This window comes from Methanococcoides seepicolus (genome assembly GCF_023684405.1).
Taxonomy (GTDB): Archaea; Halobacteriota; Methanosarcinia; order Methanosarcinales; family Methanosarcinaceae; genus Methanococcoides; species Methanococcoides seepicolus.
The window spans coordinates 1-742 of sequence record NZ_JAGSOI010000151.1 but is presented as its reverse complement, the minus strand read 5'-3'; the positions used below and the strand labels follow the sequence as shown (position 1 = coordinate 742).

Annotated in this window: 1 protein-coding gene and 1 pseudogene; one reads left to right on the top strand and one right to left on the bottom strand. The window is 33.0% G+C overall.

From position 1 onward, the window contains the following. The first annotated feature begins 139 nt into the window (after positions 1 to 139). Positions 140 to 514, top strand: a complete 375-nt coding sequence (locus KDK67_RS14170; RefSeq protein ID WP_276575174.1) for a 3'-5' exonuclease — start codon at positions 140 to 142, stop codon at positions 512 to 514. Between the two features lie 80 nt (positions 515 to 594). Here the strand turns inward: KDK67_RS14170 and KDK67_RS14725 are convergent. Continuing rightward, positions 595 to 742, bottom strand: a pseudogene (locus KDK67_RS14725) (ISH3 family transposase); the annotation flags it as partial.

Sequence of the window (742 nt, the reverse complement as noted above, 5' to 3'; positions counted from 1 at the left end):
CATTTCTACTGTTAAGAAGAATCAACTTTCTGTGATGAAAGCTATTCAAGATGCAATCGATGGAAAGCCATTTGTTCCAACGATTGTTTGATTTTAGGGTTGCAAATTAATTTTTTGTATTATAGTCGGTCATACAAGATTGACGATAGGTAGGCTGAATAGTTACGAATATTCTACAATTCAGAATATTCCCATTTCGTTTGAAACCAAATCACGAAACAAAATTCATTTTATGTCTGTTCATAAAAGTAAGGGTTTGCAAGCAAGAGTTGTATTTTTGCTCAACGTTGTAGAAGGATTATATGGTTTTCCTTGCGAGAGAGAAAATCCTGATATTTTTGAACCTGCTACTAAAGGAAGGAAGAAAGATAGAGAAGAAGAGGAAAGGAGACTTTTTTATGTAGCAGTAACTAGAGCAAAGGAAAAACTAATTATTTACACTCAAAAAGGTTCGGAAAGCAATTTTCTTGAAGAAATTCAGAATCATGTTATTGTTGAGAATTTACAAAATTAAATTCACTTCAAAATTCTTGCTAGTTTTCAACTTCAGTACTTCTCTAATTATTCCTCCTTTTTGTTCTTACTCCTATTAACTTATCTCAAACACTCCACCAGCAACTGAATCCTCAATTTTCTCCTAAGCCAATCCTCTATTAAGAGAACAAATCTATCGAACCTGAACTTATCCTCATCAATGGTCTGTGGCCCTTGTTTTACTTTCGTAAAATGCTTTTTCTGAAGA